Here is a 19,222-nt window from a genome sequence, read left to right as displayed (position 1 = left end):
AGCTAGTCACATGTCGAAATCCCACGGCCCCTTGCGTGTCGGCGTCGGCGGCCCGGTCGGGTCGGGCAAGACCGCGCTGATGGACCTGCTGTGCAAGAGCATGCGCGAGCGCTATGACATCGCCGCGATCACCAACGACATCTACACCAAATGGGATGCGGAATTCCTGGTGCGGTCGGGCTCGCTGACGCCGGACCGCATCGCCGGCGTCGAGACCGGCGGTTGTCCGCACACCGCGATCCGTGAGGACGCCTCGATGAATCTCGCGGCGGTCGCGGACATGCGCGCGAAATTCCCGGGGCTCGATCTCGTGCTGATCGAATCCGGCGGCGACAATCTCGCTGCCACTTTTTCCCCTGAGCTGGCCGACCTCACCATCTACGTCATCGACGTGGCAGCCGGTGACAAGATCCCGTCCAAGGGCGGTCCCGGCATCACCCGATCCGACCTGCTGGTCATCAACAAGATCGACCTCGCGCCCCATGTCGGCGCCTCCCTGGAGAAGATGAATACGGACGCGCGACGCATGCGCGGCGAACGCCCCTTCGTCATGACAAACCTGAAGAAGAGCGAGGGGCTCGACCGCATCGTCGGCTTCATCGAGGCCAAAGGCGGCCTGAAACGGGCGTAGCGCAGGCGCTTTTCGCCGTTAACACCTGGGGCAAAGCGCGCCCCGCGGAACAAATTTCAGACACGGCGATTAACTACCTCCGGTGCCCGGGGGCAGGTTAATCGCGGCCAGACCATCGGCCGGACGAATTAAGCTTTTCGGGCGACCCAAGTTGCGTACTGATGCCTCCTCCTTCATTATCTCCGCCACTGGGGTTCACCCTGTTTCGGCACATGGCCGTTCGATCGGCGTTCATATGCTCCGTGCTTATTGTCGACCTGCTGCTTTCGCCTGAGTAGTCGCGTGGTCCGGCTGGGTTTCATCATCGGTTTCATCGCTCTGCTCGGAGCTTTGCTCTCCGGGCTGGCGGCCTATCGCGTTCACGACCAGGAGCTGGCGCTGGACCGGATCGCGCTCGCGCGCGCCATCGACGTTCACGCTAGCCTCGTACAGGACCGGCTGACCGAGCGCGAGCTGCTCGCGCGCGTCGCATCAGGCTTGTTCCGCGCGCCATCGGTGCTCAAGCCGAACATGCTGGAGCCGCTGCGCTCGGCCATCTACGCCTTCAAGACCGATTTCGTGGTGGCCGGCTGGGTTGCCCGCCTTCAACCGAACGAGCTCGCAGCGGCGCAGGCCGCGATCGCGGCCGCCGGCTTCCCGAAGCCTGAGATCCGCGACTACAACGATAAGCCGATCACTGGCCTCACCCAGCCGATCGACGTGTTGATGGATCTCGAGCCGCGCAGCGACGAGACCAAGATGCTGCCCGGCCGCAGCTATGATCAGGATCCGGTGCGCAGCGCGATGCTCACCCGCGCCCGGGTCGAGAAGCGGTCGGTCGCCTCCGACCCCGTGCCGCTCCTGCATGCGAACGGGCCGATCGGCGTGATCGTCGCAGCACCCGTCATTCCCGAAGGGGCGACCGTGCCGGTCGGCTTCGTCACATTTTCCTACGAGCTCGCCTCGCTGATGCTGACCAACGACGATATGTCGTTGTTCTCGGTCGCGCTCAAGGACCCGCGCCGGGAAGGCGGCGAGCTGATCGCCAACGACCAGGGCGTGGTCTCGACGCGCGGGGCGGCGGCGGACGGGCCGGCGCCGTCCGCGACGCGCACGGTGAGCTTCGGCGGTCGCGACTGGCAGCTTAGCTATTACGCCAAGACCAACTCGGCGCGGCGGGCCGAGCAGACCGCGATCATCGTGGCCGCGATCGGCTTTGCCATCACCGCGATGGTGTGCGGCCTGTTCGGCTATGTCGCCTACAACAATCTGCGGCTCAGCCGCGAGATCCAGGTGCGGATCGGCTTCGAGCGCCGGCTGACCGCCGTCATCGACGAGCTCAACCACCGAGTCAAGAACATCCTGGCGGTGATCCAGTCGATCGTGACGCGGACGCTGCGCCACGGCTCGGACATCGACGTCGCGCGCGAGCTCCTGATCGGCCGCATCCACGCCATGTCCAACGTGGTCTCGCTGCTCAGCGAGAGCCAGTGGCAGGGCGTCAAGCTGAAGGGCCTGTTCGAGGCGCGGGCCATCCCGCATGCGGACCGCATCGCCGTCACCGGTCCCGACATCGCGGTCAGCGCGCGCGCGGCGCAGAGCCTGTCGCTGTTGTTCTTCGAGCTCGCCTCGCACTCCGACGAGGGCCTGTCGCTGGTCGGCAAGCATCCGCACATCACCGCCAACTGGAACGTGACGGGCGAGGCGCCCGACGAGGTCTTCCATTTCCGCTGGGAGGAGTTCAACACCAGCGAAGCGACGCGCCGCCCGGATTCCGATTTCGGCCTGATCCTGCTCGACCGCGTCGCGCCCGAGGCGCTCGGCGGCACCGCCAAGCGCTTCTTCACCGATGTCTCCTATGTCTATGAGCTGACCGCGCCGATGGAGACGGTGGTCGATATGACCGAGCGCGATCGCACCGACAAGATCTCGGCGCCGGTAAGGCCCGTGCGCAGTTAAGCTTTCGGCCGCAAGATCAGGTCGACCAAGTTGCGCGCATACCCAGGCGTGATCGGCGTGATGCCGAAGACATAGCGGTAGAACAGGTTGCCATAGATCGCGTCGTAGAGATCTTCCGCCGGTCCCTCGGCCTGGATGCTGCCGTCGTTCTGGCCTGCGGCAATGATCTCCACCAGCGCGTCGCGGCGGAATTGCAGATAGTGGGCGTAGAACAACTCCGCCGAGCCGGTCTTCGAAATACATTCGGAGATGACAGCAAGCTGGACCTTGCCGAATTCGCCCTGAAGCGCCTCGGCATAGGCCGCGGCGTGGCGGCGGGTGCGCGCCGCGGGGCTGCCGGAGCCGACTGGTGGCAGCGGCAGCATCTGCGCGGCGTGGTGGAGGAAGGCGTCGATCAAAAGCGCCTCGCGCGACGGCCACCATTTATAGATCGTCATCTTGGAGACGCTGGAATGGCGCGCAACGGCGTCGATGGTGGTGGCGGCAAGGCCGGTGGCGGCCATAAGCGCATAGGCGCTTTCGAGGATGGCGTTCGTGGTCTCGATCGACCTCGGCCGGCCGCGCCGGGGCGCGCCGCCGGCCTCTTCACCCCCGCCTTTCGCCATCGCCACGTTCGGTCTCCTCGCGACACCCGGCATAGCGCAGCCGCCGCTTTCGGCCTAGCAGAATCGCACGATTCTTTTGGCAGCACGTGTCCGAGCGAATGGATCCCGGTTCGCGTGAAGAAAACGCGTCAAGATAGGAATCCAAGGCTCCGTTGCGAGTCCATGGGAACAGGGCTCTAGGCCTGCTGGCGCAAGGCCGCCGGCAAGTCCTGCCGCTTGGACCAGGAGATGTAGTAGGCAACTCCGGTCAGCGCGGCGAAACCAACGAGGCTCACCGCGATCTGCATCACCACCAGGTTCGGCCCCGTGATCAAGATGAGATGGCCGGCGAAGGACAGGAACACGGCGATGCAGAACACCGCGAGCCATTCCTCACCGCATGTGATCACCGCCTGAAGCGGCCGCCAATTCAGGCCGGGATGATCGGCCGGAACGAGATGGGTCGCGAGGAAGGCGAGCGCGAGGAAATGGACCACGCGATAGGGCGCGAGGTTTTCCTTGTCGGTCGGCGTGATGCCGTTGAGGAAGAGGTCCGGCAGGTAGGCGGACAAAGCCGGCGAATGGCGCATCAGGGTGACGGCCATCGCAAAGATGAGGTAGGCGCCGGCGAGGATCCGCAGCCATGGCATGCCGCGCAGCGCCCGCCCCGGCGCGCCCGTCACGGCGAACCAGCCGCCCAGCACCATCAGTATCTGCCAGCACAGCGGATTGAAGGTCCACTCCTGGTCGGGATAGACGTGGAAATTCCAGTCGAACCAGCGCGCCGCCACATACAGCGCGATCGATGCGCCGAGCGTCACGTTCGGCCGCCGCAGCAGCCCCCACAGCACGAGCGGAAAGAACGCCATCAGCGGGATCATCAGTTGCAGCAGGTCGAGGTTCAGCGGCTCCTCCTGCAGCACGAGGCCGCGCACCAGGATGCGCAGCGGGTGCTCGAGAATTCCGGAGATGTTGTATTCGTGGATGATCTCCGGCGCCATCGACTGCGAGGCGACATAGGCGATGGTGTCGATGTAGATCACGAACAGCACGACATAGGCCGCGTAGAGCCGCCAGACGCGGCGGAAGATGCGCGTCGCCGCGACGAGATAGCCGCGCTCCAGCGCCATCCGTCCATGGATGACGGCGACGCCATAACCGACCACGAACACGAACAGGTCAGCCGCGCCGCTGAAGCCGAAGTTGCGCAGCGTCAGCAAATTAACGACGTTGTTCGGGATGTGATCGACGAACACCGACCAGTTGGCGATACCGAGCGTCAAATAGAGCCTGGCGTCGTGCTGGAATGCGGCGAGGTTCGCCTTGACCGACGGCTTCATTGCTAAATATTTCGTTTGGAATCAGGGCGCTGCTTTTAGCGGCAACCGCCTGCCCATCCGAGTAGCGTTTGCGTGAGCGGGGCCGGTTTTGTCCCGGCTGGTGAAAAATTGCGCAAGCGCGCGCCGGCGTGTCGGCGGGCGCCCGCTTTACCCTACCCGGGACGCAATTTTCGGAAAGCGGGGCGATTAGTTCTCCGCTCACCAGAGACCTCCCGAGTGCTGCTGCTCGACCTCGTCACGATCGTGGTGCTCGCCAGCGGAGTTTATCTCTGGTTGGTGCGGTCGCGGGCCAGCAGGACGCAAAAGGGTTCTGCCGCGGCCCTTCCGCTGAGATCGCCAGGTGCCGCGGCATGACCGGACGCCGTTCGCTAGCCCTGATCTGGCGCTGGCCGTCGCTGCTCGCAGCTTTGAGCATTTTCGGCCTGCTCTCCGCGCTGCTTGGCCAGACCGGGTTCTGGCTGCCGCTGTCGTGGATCTCGCTCGCAATGCCGCTCGCGGTGGCCGCGATCTGCATCGGCCGCAGCCGGGTGTGACGTCACTCCGCCGGCTCGGCCGAGGCCTCGTCGGAGACGCCGGCGCGGCTCGCCATAATGCCCAGTGCGACGCCGCCGATGGCGAGGATCGGCAAGAGCCGCTTGACCCCGATGGCGCGAACGATCTGGAGTCCCGTGGCGAGCAGCATGGGGTCGGCAAGCATGCTGTGCGCGGCCGACTTTGCGGCGCGCTCGGCCGCGATATGGGCTTCCTTGCGCAACTGCCGCTTGTAGGCCCAATAGGTCACCGCCGCCGTCAGGGTCAGCAGGAAGAAGACGCCGGCCCCCGCGAGGCATGCCTGCACCGGACCATATTTCTCGAGCACGGAGATGAACGCCGCCGCGCACAGGAAGCAGGTCGTGATGAACAGCGCGAATGCGGTGCCTGCGGCGAGCGAGGTCAGCCGCACAGTCGTGCCTGCGGATGCATTGATCCCGTCGATGATGCGCTGAAACATGGCCTTGCTCCTCAGACCCCCACAAGCCGCCGCCGGGCAGCGCCACGGCGCGCTGCCGTTATCTCGATCCGTTCCGCGGACCTTACCGCCGCCAGGCGGCGCCGATCAGGAAACCGATGCCGAGCGCGAGAGCGACAGTCGCGAGCGGCCGCTGCGTGATCGCCTCTTCCAGCGTCTCCTCGATCGATCCGTAGGCGTCCTGCGCAGCCCCCATCATCGCGCTGCCGCGGTCCGACATGTCGTCGATCGCCGAATCCATGTTCTCGCGCGCCTGGCGATAGCCGCGCCTGGCCTGCTTGCTGGTCGAATTCGCAAAGGTGTTGAGCGCGTCGGTGATCTGGTCGGTGAGGGTGGCGATATCGCTTTTCACGGCTGCTACATCCTTCTCGAGGCGTTCTCTGGTGGCTTTGTCGGTCCAGTCTCTGATCCCGGCATCGGCGTTGGGCGTGGACATCAGGAGCTCCGAACTGTTGACGGCTGAGATAGCCGGAAAACGCTTCGTCGCCGGGGAAGTTCCGTTCTCGGAAACCAGTCAGTCCTGTGGCAACTGCGGCGCATCCGCCGGCAGAAGATGCTCCTTCAGGATAAGTGCGACGATCAGCAGCGGCGACGACAGGAACGCGCCCATCGGCCCCCACAGCCAGGTCCAGAACGCGAGCGCGAGCAGCACGGCGAGCGCATTCAGCGCCAGCCGCCGCCCGATGATGGTAGGCGTAACGAAATGTCCCTCCAGGAAAGTGATGCCGCCGAAGGCGAGAGCGGCAAGCAGGCCGCTGCTGATGGTCGGGAAGGCGACGAGCCCCACCACGACAAGGATGGCGAACATCGCAATCGGCCCGATGATCGGGATGAAGTTGAGGGTTGCCGCAAGTGCGCCAAGGCCGGCGGGATTGGGCATGCGGGTGAGCGCGCAGACGACGCCGGTGGCAACCCCGACGCCGATATTGATGACGGTCACGGTAAGGAGATAGTTGCCAAGATGGACCTCGATCTCGTTGAGGATCCGTAGCGTCCGCAGCCGCGCGTCGCGGTCGCTGAAGGTCATGATCAGCGCCCGCCGCAAATCGCGCCAGCTCGCGATGAACAGGATGAGCGTGACGAAGAACAGCAGGAATTCGGTGAAGGTCGGCGACAGGAATTCCAGCGTCGGCTGCACCCATTCGAGTTTCGGCATCTGGAAGCTCGGCAGCCCCTCCGAGCCGCCGACCATGGCTTGCAGCTCCTTCCACAACGCCAGCGGCCGGTCGAGCACGTGCAGCTTGTCCTTCAGCTGCGCGCCGAGCTCCGGCAGGCGCGAGCTCCATTCCATCACCGGCGAGGCGATCAGCGCGACGACGAAGGCGACCACCGCAGACACGGCGACCACGATCAGCACGGCGCCGACCCCGCGCGGCACCTTGCGGTTCTCCAGGAACGTCGCTGCTGGAGACAGCATGGTGCCGATGACGAAGGCCATCACCACGGGGAGGAAGAACGGCTTGCCGACATAGAGCACGGCCACGACCGCGATCAGCAGCAGGCCGGCGAGCGCGAAGGCAACGAACTCGGTGCGGCGGATGACCGGCGGCAGCTCGACATGGCTGTCGGGGAGCGGGGCGCCTTCGCCGTTACCGGAAATCAGACGTTCGCTGGGAAGGACGCGCACAATATCTCTCCCGCACGGAAAGCCTCCGCGCGCCCACTGCTGATCATCCAACGCGCGCGCGGCGCTGCGGTTCCATCGCGGCTTCGTGAAGTCGCGCTCGCTTGACTGTGACGTCGCTGCCTCAGACGGCGGCGGAACTTCAGTCGCCTTGGCCGCGTTTGCTGGAAAGCCGCATCACCCCTGATGCACAGATCCAACGGGGCAGCACATGACAACGTTCCTTGCCGTCCGTCGCCGCTTCTCGCCGCGCGCCGTAACCGCTGTGGCCTTTGCGACAGCATTGCTGACAGTGCCGTTCGGCGCTGCCAGCGCGCAAACTTTCGGCTATGTGCCGATGCAGCCGCCCCTCTATCCGCAAGATCAGAGCTATGCGCGAGGCTATGCCAGCCAGGGCTATGTCACCGACGAGCCGCAGGCGAGGGACGAGGATGCCGTGCTGCCCGATCGGCTGCGCAAGCAGATCGTCAGCTTCGACCGCAGCGAGCCGGCCGGCACCATCGTCATCGATACCGGCAACACCTATCTCTACTACGTGCTCGGCAATGGCCGTGCCATCCGCTACGGCGTCGGCGTGGGTCGCGAGGGCTTCACCTGGTCGGGCGTGCAGAGCGTCAGCCGCAAGGCGGAATGGCCGGACTGGCATCCGCCGGCCCAGATGATCGCGCGCCAACCCTATCTGCCGCGCTTCGTCGCCGGCGGCCCGGGTAATCCGCTCGGCGCGCGTGCGATGTATCTCGGCTCGAGCGAATACCGCATCCACGGCACCAACGATCCCACCACGATCGGAAAGTTCGTCTCCTCCGGCTGCATCCGCATGACCAACGAGGACGTCATCGATCTGTTCAGCCGCGTCAATATCGGCGCCAAGGTCGTGGTGCTGCCGAAGAACGCCCCGCTGATGGCCAAGGGAGGCGACCCCGTTCGCAAGCGCCCGGCGATGACGACGCTGCCCTCGGGCCGGCAGGCGCTGAACATCCCGGCGTCGGCCGTGAACTGAGAGTGCGAGAGGTCACATGAACAGACGTTCGATCGGCAAACTGGCCGGTGGCGCGGCAGCATTGTTCGCGGTCGCTTCTCTCGGCTTCGCGCTGACGCCGTCCGCGCATGCGGAGGATTTCTTCTCGGCCTTGTTTGGCGGATTCCGCATGCGTCCGCCGCCGCAGATCCGCGTCCCGTTCCCGGACGACGACATGCCGCGATATGAAGCACCGCGGGCGCGCGCCAGCTATGGCGGCGGCACGGCCTATTGCGTGCGCGGCTGCGATGGCCGTTACTTCCCGGCGCAGGGCAACGATGCCGAGAGCAAGGCGCAATCCTGCAAGAGCTTCTGCCCGGCGTCCGAAACCTCGCTGGTCTATGGCAGCAATATCGACGAGGCGACGACAGAGAACGGAAAATCCTATTCCGACCTGCCCAACGCCTTCCGCTACCGCAACGAGCTCGTTGCCGGCTGCACCTGCAACGGGAAGGATCCGGTCGGGCTCGCCCAGGTCAAGGTCGAGGACGATCCCACCTTGCGCAAGGGCGACATCGTCGCGGGCGCCGAGGGCCTCGTCGTCGCCAACCGCAACGCCAACGACCGCCACGGCGTCGCGATGAACTTCTCCCCGCTGCCGCAATCACTCCGCGCCAAATTCCGCCAGGTGCCCGTGGTGGCGAAGGAGTAGGGCGGCGCCATCGAGTTGGCGACGCTCGTTGCTCCGCCAAAACTGCCGTCCCGGAGCGCGCCGAAGTGGTGAGCCCGGGACCCCAGCGCGAGCGCTTGCGCTTGTCGCGATACCACACGGAGAAGTTTGGCGAAAACTCGGGGTTAGCAGCTCGCGCGTGACTTCCTGTGTGATGGATCCCTGCTTTCGCGGGGACGACACCGAGTGTGTCGCGCCGGTGTGCCCTAGGCCGCGCGGATCTTGCCCAGGAAATCACTGACCTGCTGGCCAAGCTGGCGGCTCTGCGTCTCCAGCGTCTCCGAGGCCTGCTTGACGTTCTCCGCCGCACCAGCCGCGGTGTCGGCGTCGGCCTTCACGCCAGTGATGTTGTCGGAGACGTTCTTGGTGCCCTGCGCCGCGAATTGCGTGCTGCGGGTGATCTCCTGTGTCGCGGCGCCCTGCTCCTGCACGGCGGCGGCGATCGCGGTGGCTACTTCATTGACCTCGCCGATGATGCCGCCGATGGTCTGGATCGCGTTGATGGCGTCGCTCGCCACCCTCTGGATGTCAGCGATCTGACCGGAAATTTCCTCCGTCGCCTTCGCGGTCTGGCTCGCCAGCGACTTGACCTCGGAGGCGACGACGGCAAAGCCGCGGCCGGCCTCGCCGGCGCGCGCCGCCTCGATCGTGGCGTTGAGCGCGAGCAGATTGGTCTGCGCCGCGATGGTGTTGATCAGCCCGATCACCTCGCCGATGCGGCCTGCGGACTGGGCCAGCCCCTGCACCGTGCCATCGGTCTCGCGGGCCTGGTTGACGGCACGGCTGGCGATGCCTGCGGCGTGGGCCGCCTGCTGGCTGATATCGTTGATCGAGGCCGAAAGCTCCTCGGCGGCGGCGACGCTGTCAACGCTCATCGAGGCGTCGTTGGAGGCCTTGCCAGCGACCTGGACGCGGTCGTTGGTCTTTTGCGACACCGCAGAGAGATCGCCTGAGGTCTTGCGCATCTCGCTGGAGGCTTCGCTCAATTCGCCCAGCGTCTTGCGCACCGCGCCCTCGAATTCGCCGACATAGGCCTCGACCGCGCGCTGCCGAGCGGCCGCGCCGGCATTGCGCTCGCGCTCCTGCGCTTCGATCTTGAGCTTCTCGGCCGCCTGCTGCTTGAAGGTCTCCAGTGCGCCGGCGAGCGCGCCGATCTCGTCCTGGCGGTCGAGATAGCCGCTATCGACCGCGAGATCGCCGCCGGCGACCTTGAGCATGGCGTCGCGAATAGCGTTGAGCGGATGGATGACGCGGCGGCTGACCAGCATGATCGCCCCGGCGGCAAGTCCGATGGCGAGCGCGAGAAGCATGAGCTGCACGATCAGTGCGCGCTGAGCCGCGCCGCGCTGGTCCAGCGTATGGCTCTTGGCGGCATCGAGCGCGGTCTCGGCCACGGCCACCGCGCCGGCGAGGCGGCCCACCGTGACCGGGGTCCATTGGTTCGCGGTCAACTCGGCCTTTTCGCCATTGGCGAGCGTATTGGCGAGGCGATCGCGCAGCGCCAGATATTGCGGATCGAAATAGGCGGTCTTGACCGTCGCCATGGCCGATGACAGGGCCGGCGGCAATTGCATGCCCGAGGCCGACAGTTCCAGCGCCTTCCACGCCGCGGCCGTTCCGCCGACATATTGGGTGTAGGCGAGACGGGCCTCCGGCGTGATGCGGCCGGCGTTGAGCCCGGTCGAGATGATCAGCGAGGCTTCGCCGGCGGTGTTGCGCAACAGCCAGGCATTCTGCTTGATCGACAGCAGCTGGTCGATCTCCGCGTCCTGATGGTTGACGCTGGCGGCCAGGATGTTCGAGAGCTTGTCGAGCGTCTCGAGTAGGCCCTGCGTCGTGTCCATATATTCCTTCGGCAGGCCGGCGCGACGCTGGTCCTTGGGCTTGGCAACCTCCTCCCAGAACTGCTTCTGCTCCTCCGTCAGCGACTTGTAGAGGCGCGCGAGCTCCGGCACCAGCGCGCCCGATTGCGGGAAGTCCATGTCCGGCAGCAGCTCCAGCGCGTGTACCATCGCCGGCATCTCGGCGTCGCGGATCGCGCGCAGATATTTCTCGATCTCGGAATCCATCGGCTCGGTCGCATTGAGGAGCCGGCTGGTGCTCGCGCGATCGGTGCGCAGATTGTGCATCGCCTTGAACAGATCGGCGGAAGCGTCCGCGATCTGCGAGATGCGGTTGGCGGTCTTGAGGCGATCCCAGGACTCGTAGGCGGTGAGCGAGAGTGCAATCACCACGCAGACCGACGTGATCGCAATCACCGCCTTCAGCAGCGCGGATACGGTCAGGCGATTGAGCATCGAAGTCCCCAATTCCCAATTTCGAAGTTGGTCGAAGCGCCCCAGCAACGACGAAAAGGTGGGGCCCGCAAGAATCGGCAATCACAAGCCGCTTGTGCCTCATGGCCCGAGCGGTTTCTGCCTATGAAAGGAAAAGGGTAAAGTTTTCGGCAGCCCGCCTGCCGGTAGAAGTACGCATTTACTAGAAGTTGCAGTGGGTTGCTGCGATGGAACCGGCGCGGGACACAGGCGTTAAGATAACGTTCGCAACTTGCCAGAAGGGGGCCTCGCGATGCTGGTGGGCGTACTCGTCACCTTTCTCGTCGTCATTCTCGTGCTTTATCTCATCAACATGCTGCCGATGGACGGCCGCGCCAAGCAGATCGCGCGCGTGATCGTGATCATCATCGGCATCGTCTCGTTATTGAAGTACCTCGCGGTCTTTTAGCGGGAGCGGGCTACGACCCAAACAAAAGCCCCGGCGCGCGCCGGGGCTTTTCGTGCCGCGCTAAAGCATGATCCGGAAAAGTGCGCAGCGGTTTTCCGAAAAGATCATGCTCAAACAACGAGCTAAAGCGCGATGACGATTCGTCCCAATCTCATCGCGCTTTAGTGCAGCGACTTCAACCAGTCGTCGACGTCCTGGCGAACCTGGTCCTTGGCCTTGCCGTAGCGTTCCTGGAGCCGGCCCTCGAGCTGCTCGCGACGACCCTCGATCAATCGAAGATCATCGTCAGTGAGCTTGCCCCACTTCTCCTTGGCTGATCCCTTGAACTGCTTCCAGTTTCCTTCGATCCGATTCCAGTCCATGACCATCTCCCATTAGTTGATGGCCCGATAACGCGAGGCCGGTGCAGCCAGTTCCGCGACGCAACGCGACGTTTCGTCCAACAAAAAAGCCTCGGCACGCGCCGGGGCTTTTGACATTCGAGTGACGTCGCACGCCCGCCGCCGTTATCCAAGCGCCTTGGCCTCGCGGCGGCGCGCGGTGAGGATGTATTCGGTGTAGCCGTTCGGCTGCTCGCGTCCCCTGAAGATGAGGTCGCAGGCCGCCTTGAAGGCGACGCCGTCGAAGCCGGGCGCCATCGGCTTGTAGATCGGATCGCCCGCATTCTGCTTGTCGACGACGACGGCCATGCGCTTGAGCGATTCCATCACCTGCGCCTCGGTGATCACGCCCTGGTGCAGCCAGTTGGCGAGATGCTGGCTGGAGATGCGCAAGGTGGCGCGGTCTTCCATCAGGCCGACATCGTGGATGTCAGGCACCTTGGAGCAGCCGACGCCCTGGTCGATCCAGCGCACCACATAGCCGAGGATACCCTGGCAGTTGTTGTCGATCTCCTGCTTGACGTCATCAGGGGCCCAGTTCGACTTCGACACCGGAATGGTGAGGATGTCCGAGAGCTTTGCACGCGGGCCGGCCTTGGTCAGCTCCTGCTGGCGCGCGATGACGTTGACCTGGTGGTAGTGCAGCGCGTGCAAGGTTGCTGCGGTCGGCGAGGGGACCCAGGCGGTGGTGGCGCCGGCTTGAGGATGCGCGAGCTTCTGCGACAGCATGTCCGCCATCTTGTCGGGCGCGGCCCACATGCCCTTGCCGATCTGGGCATGGCCGGGCAGGCCACAGGTCAGGCCCATGTCGACGTTCCAGTCCTCATAGGCCTTGATCCAGGCTTGCGCCTTCATCTCGTTCTTGCGGATCATCGGGCCCGCTTCCATCGAGGTGTGGATCTCGTCGCCGGTGCGGTCGAGGAAGCCGGTGTTGATGAACATGATGCGCTTGGAGGCGCGCTGGATGCAGGCCTTGAGGTTGACGGTGGTGCGACGCTCCTCGTCCATGATGCCGACCTTGAGCGTGTTCTCGGGCAGACCCAGCATCTTCTCGACGCGATCGAATATCTCGCAGGTCAGCGACACCTCGTCCGGGCCGTGCATCTTCGGCTTGACGATGTAGGCCGATCCCGTGCGGCTGTTCTTGACCTTGGAGTTGCCCTTGAGGTCGTGGATCGCGAGCAGGCCCGAGACGGCGGCATCGAGCAGGCCTTCCGGGACTTCCTCGCCCTTCTCGTCGAGCACCGCGTCGGTGAACATGTGGTGACCGCAATTGCGCATCAGGAGCAGGCTGCGGCCGTGCAGCTTGAGCTCGCCTTTGCCGTCCGGCGTCTTGTAGACGCGGTCGGCGTTGAGCGAGCGCGTCAGCGTCTTGCCGCCTTTTTCGAAGTCCGCCGACAACGTGCCGTTCATCAGGCCGAGCGTGTTGCGATAGACCAGCACCTTGTCCTCGGCGTCCACGGCAGCGACCGAGTCTTCCATGTCGAGAATGGTCGAGACGGCGGCCTCCAGGATCATGTCGGCGACGCCGGCCGGATCGTCCTTGCCGATCGCGCTGCTGCGGTCGATCTTCACCTCGACATGCAGTCCGTTGTTGGTGAGCAGCACGGCGGACGGCGCGGCTGCATCGCCCTGGAAGCCCGCGAACTGCGCGGCGTTCTTCAGCGCGGTAGCGTTGCCGCTCTTGAGCTTCACCGCGAGCTGGCCCGCGACCACGCTGTAGGCGGTCACGTCGGTGTGGCTGCCGGTCGCGAGCGGCGCGGCGGCGTCGAGGAACGCCTTGGCCTTGGCGATCACCTTGTCGCCGCGGGCCTTGTTGTAGCCCTTGCCGGTCTCTGAGGGATCGTGCGGGATCGCGTCGGTGCCGTAGAAGGCGTCATAGAGCGAGCCCCAGCGCGCATTCGCCGCGTTCAGCGCGTAGCGCGCATTGGTGAGGGGCACGACCAGCTGCGGGCCGCAGATCTTGCCGATCTCCTCGTCGACATTGGCGGTCTCGACCTTCTGCGTCGCCGGCTCCGGGACGAGATAGCCGATCTCCTTCAGGAAGGCGGTGTAGGCGTCGAGATCGAACGTCTTCCCCTTGTTGGCGCGGTGCCAATCGTCGATCTTGGCCTGCAGCGTGTCGCGGAAGGCGAGCAGTTCGCGATTCTTCGGCCCCAGCTCCTTGATGATGGCGGCGACCCCGGCCCAGAACGCATCCGGCGCGATCCCCGTTTTCGGGGCCGCTTCCTTGGCGATGAAGTCAAACAGGACGGGAGCGATCTTCAATCCGTGGGCGTCGACGCGTTTCATGATGGGCTTTCTTGTTGGAAATGGCTGTTTTTGGCTGCTTTTGACCCGACAGCAGCAAAATGCGCCCACGAGGGGCGGCTTTCGGGACTTATTAGCCCCAAAATCGGGGCGGTGAGAAGACCCCCCAAAAGGCTTGTCAAAATGTCAAGGTGAGGTGGGGTGGCCAGATGCACCGCTGTCATTCCCCGCGAAAGCGGGGAATCCAGTACGCCGCGGTTTCTCCGCACCTCAATCGTGTCTGGAATACTGGGTCGCCCGGTCGAGCCGGGCGACGAGACAGCTGCGAATAGGGCAGGCTCAAATATTCGCGGCGAGGTCCACAAGCTCGTCGAACAGCACGCCTGATGTCTTCAGCATCTGCTCGATCTCGTCCGCGGCTTCAGCGACCGTCCGCTTCGACGTGTCGATCACGAGCTCGGCGGCCTGCGGCGCCTCGTAGTCGTTGCCGATGCCGGTGAACGAGGCGAGCGCACCAGCTCTAGCCTTCTTGTAGTGGCCCTTGGGGTCGCGCTCCTCGCACACCTCCGCCGGGGTCGCGACATGAATCTCGCGGAACGCGGTGTCGGCGATGCGGCGCGCGGCGGCGCGGTCCTCGCGGGCCGGCGAGACGGCGGCGACGATGGCGATATGGCCGTTGCGGGCGAGATGGGTCGCGACCTCGGCGAGGCGGCGGATGTTCTCGCTGCGATCGGCGGCAGAGAAGCCGAGATCGCTGTTGAGCCCGGCACGCAGCGTGTCGCCGTCGAGCAGGATCGGCGAGCCGCCATTGGTGAAGAGGCGCCGCTCCAGCGCCCTTGCCAGCGTCGACTTGCCGGACGCCGGCAGGCCGGTGAGCCAGACCACGGCGCCGTTGTGGCGATAGCGCGCCGAGCGCTCGTCCGCACGCAGCGCCGATCCCACCGGCACGATGTCAACAGGCACGGCGCGCTGGCCGGCATCGACCGACAGCACGAGGCCGCCGCCGGCGATACGGCCGGACACCTCGATCACCAGGCGGCCCGTGCGCGGGTTCTCGGTGTAGGGATCGGTTGCGATCGGGTTCGAAAGAGAAATGTCGATCTCGCCGACATGATTACGCCCGATTGCCTTGTTCTCGCTGCTCGAGAGCTCGCCGGGATCGACCGCCTTCTCGATGGTGACGACGGTGGCGCGGCTTTCCTTCGGGCCGCAGCGGACCAGGAGCTGGTCGCCCTTGTTGAGCGGCTTATCGTGCAGCCAGAAGATGCGCGCGCGCAGCCGCCGCGTCTCGCGCGGGGCTGTGCCGGCATGCGCGACGATGTCGCCGCGCTCGATGAACAATTCACGGTCGAGCGTGATGCCGACCGAGCGGCCCGCGCCCTGACGGCTCGTGACCGGTGTCATCGGCCAGCTCTCGACGGACTTGATCTTCGCGATCTTGCCGGCAGGCATGATCACGATCTCGTCGCCGGCAACGAGGCTGCCGGATTCGATGCGGCCCGCCACGATGCGGCGATCGTCGAACTTGTAGATCGCCTGCACCGGCAGGCGCAGCGCCAGCGTCTCCAGCGGCCGTGCCGGCTCCAGCCGGTCAATCGCCTCGACCACGGTCGGACCCTTGTACCAGCCGATGCGGTCGGTGCGTTCGGCGACACCGTCACCGTCGCGCGCGGAGATCGGGATCACAGCCGTCGGCGTCACGCCGAGGCCGCTCAGATGCGCCGAGATCTCGTCGCTGATTTCCTTGAAGCGGTCGGCCGAGAAATCGACGCGGTCCATCTTGTTGACGACGACTGCGACCTGCTTCACGCCAAGCAGATGCAGCAAATAGCCGTGCCGCCTGGTCTGGTCGCGCACGCCTTCGAGCGCGTCGATGATCAGCACGGCACCGTCGGCCTGCGAGGCGCCGGTGATCATGTTGCGCAGGAATTCGGCGTGGCCGGGCGCGTCGATCAGGACGATGTCGCGCGAATTGGTGCGGAAGCGGATCTGCGTGGTGTCGATGGTGATGCCCTGGTCGCGCTCGGTCTGCAGCGCATCGAGCAGGAACGACCATTCGAACGGCATGCCGCGCCGCGCGCTGACGGCCTTCAGCATCTCCAGCTTGCCCTCGGGCAGGCTGCCGGTCTCGTGCAGAAGGCGGCCGACCAGCGTCGACTTGCCGTGATCGACATGGCCGACGATGACAATGCGCACTTGCGGACGCGTGGTGCCGTTCGGCGTGGCGGACGACGTGGGGGTGACGATCATGTTCATAGCCGCGGTGCTCCTAAGATCAGAGATAGCCGGCGACGCGCAGGCGCTCGAAAGCGTCCTCGGTCTCATGGTCGAGCGCACGGCCGGCGCGCTCCGGCACCTTGGTCTGCTCGAGCTCGATCAGGATCTCGTCGATGGTCGACGCGGTCGAATTCACGGGATTGGTGATGTCCTGATCGCCCAGCGAGCGATAGCGCTTGCCGTTCTTGGCAAGATAAAGCGGGATGATAGGAATGTTCTCGCGCTTGGTGTAGGCCCAGATGTCGGCCTCGGTCCAATGCAGGATCGGGTGGATGCGCAGATGCGCGCCTTGCGGCGGCGAGGCGTTGAAATGGTCCCAGAACTCCGGCGGTTGGTCGCGGACGTCCCAATTGCCTTCGAGACCACGCGGCGAGAACACGCGCTCCTTGGCGCGGGTGGCTTCCTCGTCGCGGCGGATGCCGGCGATGAGGCCATCGAAGCCGTATTTGGCGAGCGCCATCTTGAGGCCCTCGGTCTTGCGCGCGGCGGAACGGGCGGCCGGCGGCAGCGTCGGGTCGACGGCATCGATCGGCGGACAGGGCTCGACGCGCAGATCGAGATCCCACTCCTTCCCGTAATGATCGCGGAAGCGATACATCTCCGGAAACTTCTTGCCGGTATCGACATGGAGCGCCGGAAACGGCATGCGGCCGAAGAACGCCTTCCGCGCCAGCCAGATCATGACGTTGGAGTCCTTGCCGAGCGACCACAGGAGGGCGATCTTCTTCAGGCGGGCAAAGGCCTCGCGGAAGATGTAGATGCTCTGCGCCTCGAGCTGGTCGAGATGGTCCATGCTGGGCGCAAGATCGGCGGAAAATTCTTGCGCGCGCACGCGCTCTGCGAGAGCCGGGCTGCTCAGTCCGTCAGCAGCGGAATCGTCCTTGAGAAGATGCATCTCTGCCACTTTGCGTTTGGAGGCGAAAATTCTATAGTTGCGGTGCAGAAGAGAAGAAAAAATTTTCTCTTTGCGCGCTAGAAACGACACATATATAGAAAATAATTCCAGTCAACCCCGGATGTGGGGGAAGCGAGTATCGCATGCGGTTCTTGCCGGTGTTTCTCGATCTCAAGGCCGGTCCGGTGGTCCTCGTCGGTGCGGGCGAGCTCTTGCGGGCAAAATTGCGCGTGCTTGCCGCTGCCGGCGCGCGCATCCGCGTGCACGCGATCGACGGCAATCATGACCTCGGCCTCGGCTCGGAAGACGCGGCGGGTGTAGAGCTCGTATCGAGCGATCCGCTGACCGCTGACCTTTCGGGCGTCATCGCCATCGTCTGCGCCGCTGCGGGCGATGTGGGCGTCGCCATGTCAGTTCGCGCCAAGTCGCTCGGCCTGCCCGTTAACGTCATGGACGATCTCGAACATTCCAGCTTCATCTTCCCGGCCATCGTCGATCGCGGCGAGGTCGTGGTGGCTGTCGGCACCGGCGGCACCTCGCCGGTGGTGGCGCGGCGCGTGCGCGAGAAGATCGAGGCGCTGCTGCCCGCGCGCATCGGCGAGCTCGCGGAGTTCATCGGCACCTTTCGCAAATCGATCAATGAGCGGATCGCCGAATTTCCGCTGCGCCGCCGTTTCTGGGAGCGCGTCATCGACGGGCCGATCGGGGCCGCCGTGCTCGCCGGCCGTAGGGGCGAGGCGGCCGCATCGCTCAAGGCCATTTCTGAGCCGTCGGCATTCGCACGCGCGGACCAGCCGGAAGGCTCGGTCGCGCTGGTCGGTGCCGGTCCCGGCGACCCTGATCTGCTCACCATCAAGGCGCTGCGCGCGCTGCAGGACGCCGACATCGTCTTTCATGACGAGCTGGTCTCGCCCGAGATTCTCGATCGCATCCGGCGCGACACCACGCGCGTTGCGGTCGGCCGCCGTGTCGGCAAGCCGGGCATCGGCCAGGATGCCATCAACAAGCGCATGATCGAGGCCGCGCAGTCCGGCCAGCGCGTGGTCCGGCTGAAGGGCGGCGATCCTTTCGTGTTCGGCCGTGGCGGCGAAGAGGTCCAAGCGCTGCGCGCCGCCGGCATCGACTATTCCATCATTCCCGGCATCACCGCAGGGCTTGGCGGCGCCGCCGATTTCGAGGTGCCGCTCACCTACCGTCACGAAGCGACCCGCATCACCTTCCTCACCGCGCACAAGGCGCGCGATGCGGAGAACGTGGACTGGTCGACGCTGACCGACACCAGGATGACCGTCGTGGTCTACATGGGCATGACGGCGGCACCTGCGATCCGCGAGGGCCTGTTCGCCGCCGGCCGCTCGCCGGAGACGCCAGTCGGCGTGTTCGCCCGCGTCACGCGACCGGACGCGCAAGGCGTGATCGGCACGCTGCGCGATCTGCCCGAGCTCGTGCGGCGGACCCATGGCGGTCCCGCCATCCTCATCATCGGCGACGTGGTCCGGCATGCCGGCTCACTTCGCCGCCAAACCCCAAAACAAATCATCTCTGACCTATTGGATGCAGCCGAATGACCTCCCCCCTCGAACAGAAGAAGATCAAGATCGCCGGCCCCTCGGTCGTGACCGCCAACCGCACCTGGGACGGCATCGTGGTCTACCGCACCGCGGCCAGGAGCTGGTCTGCGGAGCTCTCGGAAGCGGCGATCGTGCGCAACTCCGACGAGGCCAAGGCGTTGCTTGCGGAAGCCGTAGCCGATGACGTCGGCGCCATCGGCCCCTATATCGCCCCGGTGCAGGTCGGCGCGGACGGCAAGATCGAACCCGGCAATCTGCGCGAGCAGATCCGCCGCACCGGTGTGACCATCGGACAGCCGGCCCAGGTTTAA

At 65.3% G+C, this 19,222-nt stretch carries 18 protein-coding genes; 8 read left to right on the top strand and 10 right to left on the bottom strand.

The window, feature by feature from the left end:
- Positions 1 to 10 precede the first annotated feature (10 nt).
- Positions 11 to 631, top strand: a complete 621-nt coding sequence (gene ureG, locus ACVWY3_RS26630; RefSeq protein ID WP_456841107.1) for an urease accessory protein UreG — start codon at positions 11 to 13, stop codon at positions 629 to 631.
- Between the two features lie 282 nt (positions 632 to 913).
- On the top strand, positions 914 to 2,569 hold the full coding sequence (locus tag ACVWY3_RS26625) for a CHASE domain-containing protein (RefSeq protein ID WP_456841106.1): 1,656 nt from the start codon (positions 914 to 916) through the stop codon (positions 2,567 to 2,569).
- On the opposite strand, the gene ACVWY3_RS26620 is transcribed toward ACVWY3_RS26625, so the two are convergent.
- Positions 2,566 to 3,174 (bottom strand): TetR/AcrR family transcriptional regulator, encoded by a 609-nt coding sequence (locus tag ACVWY3_RS26620; protein WP_456843467.1) that lies wholly within the window; start codon positions 3,172 to 3,174, stop codon positions 2,566 to 2,568. The genes ACVWY3_RS26625 and ACVWY3_RS26620 overlap by 4 nt on opposite strands.
- A 176-nt stretch (positions 3,175 to 3,350) precedes the next feature.
- Positions 3,351 to 4,493, bottom strand: coding sequence for an OpgC domain-containing protein (locus tag ACVWY3_RS26615; protein WP_456841105.1), 1,143 nt, complete (start codon positions 4,491 to 4,493; stop codon positions 3,351 to 3,353).
- Between the two features lie 350 nt (positions 4,494 to 4,843).
- Here ACVWY3_RS26615 and ACVWY3_RS26610 point away from each other — a divergent pair, with 350 nt between their 5' ends.
- On the top strand, positions 4,844 to 5,026 hold the full coding sequence (locus ACVWY3_RS26610) for a hypothetical protein (RefSeq protein ID WP_456841104.1): 183 nt from the start codon (positions 4,844 to 4,846) through the stop codon (positions 5,024 to 5,026).
- A gap of 2 nt (positions 5,027 to 5,028) precedes the next feature.
- Here the strand turns inward: ACVWY3_RS26610 and ACVWY3_RS26605 are convergent, their stop codons facing one another.
- The 3 genes from ACVWY3_RS26605 to ACVWY3_RS26595 form a co-directional block, all read right to left on the bottom strand.
- Entirely contained in the window at positions 5,029 to 5,484 is a 456-nt protein-coding gene (locus tag ACVWY3_RS26605) for a hypothetical protein (RefSeq protein WP_456841103.1), read from the bottom strand.
- A gap of 82 nt (positions 5,485 to 5,566) precedes the next feature.
- Complete coding sequence (locus tag ACVWY3_RS26600; RefSeq protein ID WP_456841102.1) at positions 5,567 to 5,938, bottom strand: DUF883 family protein; 372 nt, start codon at positions 5,936 to 5,938, stop codon at positions 5,567 to 5,569.
- 78 nt (positions 5,939 to 6,016) lie between these two features.
- On the bottom strand, positions 6,017 to 7,129 hold the full coding sequence (locus ACVWY3_RS26595) for an AI-2E family transporter (RefSeq protein ID WP_456841101.1): 1,113 nt from the start codon (positions 7,127 to 7,129) through the stop codon (positions 6,017 to 6,019).
- Positions 7,130 to 7,337: 208 nt separating this feature from the next.
- Here ACVWY3_RS26595 and ACVWY3_RS26590 point away from each other — a divergent pair, with 208 nt between their 5' ends.
- Both ACVWY3_RS26590 and ACVWY3_RS26585 read left to right on the top strand, forming a co-directional pair.
- Complete coding sequence (locus ACVWY3_RS26590; protein ID WP_456841100.1) at positions 7,338 to 8,126, top strand: L,D-transpeptidase; 789 nt, start codon at positions 7,338 to 7,340, stop codon at positions 8,124 to 8,126.
- A 16-nt stretch (positions 8,127 to 8,142) separates the two neighbouring features.
- Positions 8,143 to 8,796 carry a DUF2865 domain-containing protein gene (locus tag ACVWY3_RS26585; protein WP_456841099.1) on the top strand — a complete coding sequence of 218 codons (654 nt, stop codon included), beginning with the start codon at positions 8,143 to 8,145 and terminating at the stop codon, positions 8,794 to 8,796.
- Between the two features lie 224 nt (positions 8,797 to 9,020).
- Here ACVWY3_RS26585 and ACVWY3_RS26580 read toward each other — a convergent pair whose 3' ends face one another.
- Positions 9,021 to 11,111, bottom strand: coding sequence for a methyl-accepting chemotaxis protein (locus tag ACVWY3_RS26580; RefSeq protein WP_456841098.1), 2,091 nt, complete (start codon positions 11,109 to 11,111; stop codon positions 9,021 to 9,023).
- Between the two features lie 271 nt (positions 11,112 to 11,382).
- Here ACVWY3_RS26580 and ACVWY3_RS26575 point away from each other — a divergent pair, with 271 nt between their 5' ends.
- A complete protein-coding gene (locus ACVWY3_RS26575) occupies positions 11,383 to 11,538 on the top strand; it encodes a Thivi_2564 family membrane protein (RefSeq protein ID WP_008546817.1) in 156 nt (51 codons plus the stop codon).
- A 161-nt stretch (positions 11,539 to 11,699) separates the two neighbouring features.
- On the opposite strand, the gene ACVWY3_RS26570 is transcribed toward ACVWY3_RS26575, so the two are convergent.
- The 4 genes from ACVWY3_RS26570 to cysD all read right to left on the bottom strand — a co-directional run bounded on the left by ACVWY3_RS26570 (position 11,700) and on the right by cysD (position 17,238).
- Positions 11,700 to 11,900, bottom strand: a complete 201-nt coding sequence (locus ACVWY3_RS26570; protein WP_164934719.1) for a CsbD family protein — start codon at positions 11,898 to 11,900, stop codon at positions 11,700 to 11,702.
- A 144-nt stretch (positions 11,901 to 12,044) separates the two neighbouring features.
- A complete protein-coding gene (locus ACVWY3_RS26565) occupies positions 12,045 to 14,210 on the bottom strand; it encodes a malate synthase G (protein WP_456841097.1) in 2,166 nt (721 codons plus the stop codon).
- A 297-nt stretch (positions 14,211 to 14,507) separates the two neighbouring features.
- Positions 14,508 to 16,424, bottom strand: a complete 1,917-nt coding sequence (gene cysC / locus ACVWY3_RS26560) for an adenylyl-sulfate kinase (RefSeq protein ID WP_456841096.1) — start codon at positions 16,422 to 16,424, stop codon at positions 14,508 to 14,510.
- A gap of 19 nt (positions 16,425 to 16,443) precedes the next feature.
- Complete coding sequence (gene cysD / locus ACVWY3_RS26555; protein WP_456843466.1) at positions 16,444 to 17,238, bottom strand: sulfate adenylyltransferase subunit CysD; 795 nt, start codon at positions 17,236 to 17,238, stop codon at positions 16,444 to 16,446.
- Positions 17,239 to 17,483: 245 nt separating this feature from the next.
- On the opposite strand from cysD, the gene cysG reads away from it, so the two are divergent.
- Both cysG and ACVWY3_RS26545 read left to right on the top strand, forming a co-directional pair.
- The gene (gene cysG, locus ACVWY3_RS26550) at positions 17,484 to 18,908 is read left to right on the top strand and encodes a siroheme synthase CysG (protein WP_456841095.1); all 1,425 of its coding nucleotides are present in this window, start codon (positions 17,484 to 17,486) and stop codon (positions 18,906 to 18,908) included.
- Positions 18,905 to 19,222: a DUF2849 domain-containing protein gene (locus ACVWY3_RS26545; RefSeq protein ID WP_456841094.1), complete on the top strand. Its 318-nt coding sequence runs from the start codon at positions 18,905 to 18,907 to the stop codon at positions 19,220 to 19,222. Before cysG ends, ACVWY3_RS26545 begins: the two co-directional genes overlap by 4 nt.

Source organism: Bradyrhizobium sp. USDA 4486, assembly GCF_054057995.1.
This window is presented reverse-complemented; position numbering and strand designations above follow the sequence as displayed.

What these genes read in the sequence shown, in the direction of transcription:
- ureG (WP_456841107.1), top strand. Translation starts at nt 11, where the DNA reads ATGTCGAAATCCCACGGCCCCTTGCGTGTCGGCGTCGGCGGCCCGGTC.
- ACVWY3_RS26620 (WP_456843467.1), bottom strand. Translation starts at nt 3,174, where the DNA reads ATGGCGAAAGGCGGGGGTGAAGAGGCCGGCGGCGCGCCCCGGCGCGGC.
- ACVWY3_RS26615 (WP_456841105.1), bottom strand. Translation starts at nt 4,493, where the DNA reads ATGAAGCCGTCGGTCAAGGCGAACCTCGCCGCATTCCAGCACGACGCC.
- ACVWY3_RS26610 (WP_456841104.1), top strand. Translation starts at nt 4,844, where the DNA reads ATGACCGGACGCCGTTCGCTAGCCCTGATCTGGCGCTGGCCGTCGCTG.
- ACVWY3_RS26605 (WP_456841103.1), bottom strand. Translation starts at nt 5,484, where the DNA reads ATGTTTCAGCGCATCATCGACGGGATCAATGCATCCGCAGGCACGACT.
- ACVWY3_RS26600 (WP_456841102.1), bottom strand. Translation starts at nt 5,938, where the DNA reads ATGTCCACGCCCAACGCCGATGCCGGGATCAGAGACTGGACCGACAAA.
- ACVWY3_RS26590 (WP_456841100.1), top strand. Translation starts at nt 7,338, where the DNA reads ATGACAACGTTCCTTGCCGTCCGTCGCCGCTTCTCGCCGCGCGCCGTA.
- ACVWY3_RS26585 (WP_456841099.1), top strand. Translation starts at nt 8,143, where the DNA reads ATGAACAGACGTTCGATCGGCAAACTGGCCGGTGGCGCGGCAGCATTG.
- ACVWY3_RS26580 (WP_456841098.1), bottom strand. Translation starts at nt 11,111, where the DNA reads ATGCTCAATCGCCTGACCGTATCCGCGCTGCTGAAGGCGGTGATTGCG.
- ACVWY3_RS26575 (WP_008546817.1), top strand. Translation starts at nt 11,383, where the DNA reads ATGCTGGTGGGCGTACTCGTCACCTTTCTCGTCGTCATTCTCGTGCTT.
- ACVWY3_RS26570 (WP_164934719.1), bottom strand. Translation starts at nt 11,900, where the DNA reads ATGGACTGGAATCGGATCGAAGGAAACTGGAAGCAGTTCAAGGGATCA.
- ACVWY3_RS26565 (WP_456841097.1), bottom strand. Translation starts at nt 14,210, where the DNA reads ATGAAACGCGTCGACGCCCACGGATTGAAGATCGCTCCCGTCCTGTTT.
- cysC (WP_456841096.1), bottom strand. Translation starts at nt 16,424, where the DNA reads ATGAACATGATCGTCACCCCCACGTCGTCCGCCACGCCGAACGGCACC.
- cysD (WP_456843466.1), bottom strand. Translation starts at nt 17,238, where the DNA reads ATGGACCATCTCGACCAGCTCGAGGCGCAGAGCATCTACATCTTCCGC.
- cysG (WP_456841095.1), top strand. Translation starts at nt 17,484, where the DNA reads ATGCGGTTCTTGCCGGTGTTTCTCGATCTCAAGGCCGGTCCGGTGGTC.
- ACVWY3_RS26545 (WP_456841094.1), top strand. Translation starts at nt 18,905, where the DNA reads ATGACCTCCCCCCTCGAACAGAAGAAGATCAAGATCGCCGGCCCCTCG.